Annotated in this window: 1 pseudogene; it reads right to left on the reverse strand. The window is 63.0% G+C overall.

Annotated elements, in window-relative coordinates:
- Nucleotides 1–85: 85 nt before the first annotated feature.
- Nucleotides 86–772 (reverse strand): annotated as a pseudogene (locus CJ014_RS28010) (phage tail tape measure protein); the annotation flags it as partial.

Here is a 772-nt window from a genome sequence, read left to right on the forward strand (position 1 = left end):
GTGAAAATCGGCGTAAAAATCGGGTCGGCGTTGGCAGTCCCAGCCATGGCGAAGAAGATCGCCAGTGTAATCAAAACCTTTTTCATCAGTCCCGCTCCTGCGACATGCGATGGTAAGAACCGAAGTTCCGCGCCACGTCCTTCTTGGTGTCCGCGGCGCTTTGAGCGATCTCGGCGCGGAGACGAGGCCAGATATCCTCGGTCACGTCGCCCTGGATGATGGTGTCTCCGGCCCGATAGTGCATCGTCCCGCCACCGCTCATGCTGGCACCGGCCGCGACCTTCGCCATGGTGCCCAGAGCCTCGGCCCAATTGTCGTTGGCCGCGTTGTTAAGCGAGACGCCAAGCCGGCCGGAGCTGTCCTTGGATAGAGGCATCACAGCCTCGGCGCCGGCTTCGCCCATGACGCCGAACTTGCTGCCGTTGCCGAACCGGAACATCGTCGGGGTGTTCACGATCGAATTGGTGAACGCGCTGCCGGCCGCGAACGCCGTTAGGCCCGCCGGCCCGAAGGCGTTGCCCTTGGCGTTGAACAGCGCGCCGAAGATGCTGCTGAAGAGACCGCCGGCACCATTGGCGAGGCTGCCAAGCACACTACTGAGCATCTTGCCCAGACCGGAGAAGATATTTGAGAACAGGCCGGTGATGCTGGTCAGGAAGCCGCCTGATGTCCCGCCACCGGTGAACTGGCCAAGATCCAGGGGGCCGCTGGATGCAGACTGAGCCACGCTCGCCGTGGAACTGCCACCAAGCCACGTCGCGTTGTTCGCCGG

This window comes from Pleomorphomonas carboxyditropha (genome assembly GCF_002770725.1).
Classification (GTDB): Bacteria; Pseudomonadota; Alphaproteobacteria; order Rhizobiales; family Pleomorphomonadaceae; genus Pleomorphomonas; species Pleomorphomonas carboxyditropha.